Origin of the sequence: Olivibacter sitiensis DSM 17696 (genome assembly GCF_000427965.1) — a bacterium.
GTDB classification, from domain to species: domain Bacteria; phylum Bacteroidota; class Bacteroidia; order Sphingobacteriales; family Sphingobacteriaceae; genus Olivibacter; species Olivibacter sitiensis.
In genome coordinates, this window is record NZ_ATZA01000098.1 from 1 (window position 1) to 2,185 (window position 2,185).

Here is a 2,185-nt window from a genome sequence, read left to right on the forward strand (position 1 = left end):
ATAGTTTTCTTGCTTACTTTGCATAGTGCATTTTGTTAGAGAATTCAATAACTTTGCATTATGGCAGTAACGGTACCAGTCAATGGAAATATCATCACATGGGCATTATCTCGTGCAGGATATGATGTGACTGGGTTTTCCATAAAGTATCCAGCACTGAAAGTGGACAGATGGCTGCAGGGAGATAAACAGCCTACCGTCAGGCAATTGGAAGACTTTTCCAAGAAGGTACATGTTCCCTTTGGCTATATGCTTCTTCAAGAACCACCCAATGAAGCCATAGACTTTCCGTTTTTCCGTACCGGACATGCCAAACCTACCTATCAGGTAAGTCCGAATGTGTACGATACTATATTGGACCTGAGCCGTAGACAGGAATGGTTGCGCGAATACCTTGTCCAACTGGAGGCCAAACACCTGGATTATGTCGGTAAGTTCAATCAGCATACCCTAGTTGCGCAGTTTGTCCAAGATCTTCGTGATCAGCTGGGTTTGAGAGCCGGGTGGACGCTAGCTTGCCCTACATGGGAAGATACGCTTGCGTTACTCATGGACGCTATAGAGCGGATTGGTATTATCGTCGTGCAGAATGGTGTTGTGGGCAATAATACCCGTCGGCCTATACCTGTTGGCGAATGCCGGGGGTTTGTACTGGTTGACGACTATGTGCCCTTTCTATTTGTCAATAATGCAGATGCTAAGGCCGCACAGTTGTTTACGTTGGTACACGAGTTGGCACACGTCTGGCTAGGTAAGAGTGCAGGCTTTAACCAAGATCAGTTGTTGCCCGCAGACGATCCTATCGAACTGTTATGTGATCGCGTTGCTGCCGAGTTTTTGGTTCCTGCCCATCTGTTGTCCGATGTCTGGACGGGCATTGCCGATGTCCGTATGCTAGCCACCCGTTTCAAGGTGAGCCCTATCGTCATTGCGCGCAGGGCGTTGGATCTACAATTGCTAACTAGGGCACAGTTTTTCGATTTCTATAACCAATATATGGAAGCCGACCGCCATAAGAGAGATCAACAGACTGGCGGAGGAGACTTCTACCGTACCAACAAAAGGCGAGTAAGCCCCGCATTTGCCAGTTATGTGGATAGTGCCGTCAAAAGCGGTGCATTGACCTATAAAGAAGCCTTCAAGTTGACTGGGTTGTATGGTGATGTGTACACCAAGTTTATTAATGAAGTAGTCATCAAATAATAGCGTATGGCTTTTTGTTACGTTCTCGATACCAATTTCTTCGTACAGGCACATCGTATGTATTACCCCTTTGATGTGTTCCCAACCTTTTGGACAAAAGTACAAGACTTGGCTTCGCGCGGTATTGTGCTTAGTATAGATAAGGTTCGTCAAGAATTGGTGCACAATCGGGACGAACTGACCCAGTGGGTTGAGAATTCCCTTCCAGAAGGCTTCTTTGCAGCATCCGAAACCGTCATAGGGCAATATGCACAAGTGGCGGGATGGGCTACCTCGCGGGCAGGTCATTATAAACCTGCTGCTTTAAGTGAATTTCTACATGCCGACGAAGCAGATGCCTGGCTGGTTGCTTATTCACTGGCGGATATAGGTAACAGAATACTGATTACGCATGAAGTGAGCCAACCAAATGCGCGCAACAGGGTCAAGATTCCTGAGGCCTGCAATGCGATGGGGGTCCGTTATATGAACAGCATCAGTATGTTCAGGCAGCTAGGGATTCGTTTTTGAAAATTCAATTAGTATAACTCATCAATAGGCATCGTAGCTGCCGATATTTCTGAGGCAATTACCACCATCAACCCTTTGCCCGGCATGGATCATTCGCCATTTAACCAATTAAGATTGTACTTTATAAGATAATCATTAAAATTAATCGTTGAAGGTTACAGGAATAGGCACTGTTGAAGCTCCTTTATCTGGTAACCCGAGAAATCACCAAGAAATGGGCCATGCCCATCCATAATTGGGGCTTGACCATCTCTCAGCTTTATATTAAATTTGGTGACAGGCTACGCCTGGATCAAAGCAGTGTTTAGGAATAGGTTGATCCCGAATGACACAGTTCACGTTACACTACCTCTTTTGAACAGATATAACTGGATAACTCAATTGTCGTATTGCCGATACGACAATTATTGAAATTGTCAAAATGTGGTTTTGCCAAATTGTTAAAAAGTATTCCGATGTAAATGATTATCGA

2 protein-coding genes and 1 pseudogene are annotated in these 2,185 nt (G+C 45.1%); all 3 read left to right on the forward strand.

Annotated elements, in window-relative coordinates; all coding sequences use genetic code 11:
- The first annotated feature begins 60 nt into the window (after positions 1–60).
- A complete protein-coding gene (locus A37S_RS0122410; RefSeq protein WP_028298873.1) occupies positions 61–1,203 on the forward strand; it encodes an ImmA/IrrE family metallo-endopeptidase in 1,143 nt (380 codons plus the stop codon).
- Between the two features lie 6 nt (positions 1,204–1,209).
- Entirely contained in the window at positions 1,210–1,713 is a 504-nt protein-coding gene (locus A37S_RS0122415) for a DUF4411 family protein (protein ID WP_028298874.1), read from the forward strand.
- A gap of 167 nt (positions 1,714–1,880) precedes the next feature.
- Positions 1,881–2,021: pseudogene (locus A37S_RS28430) on the forward strand (IS256 family transposase); the annotation flags it as partial.
- Between the last annotated feature and the right edge of the window lie 164 nt (positions 2,022–2,185).

Coding starts and splice junctions, on each gene's coding strand:
- A37S_RS0122415 (WP_028298874.1), top strand. CDS start 1,210: ATGGCTTTTTGTTACGTTCTCGATACCAATTTCTTCGTACAGGCACAT.
- A37S_RS0122410 (WP_028298873.1), top strand. CDS start 61: ATGGCAGTAACGGTACCAGTCAATGGAAATATCATCACATGGGCATTA.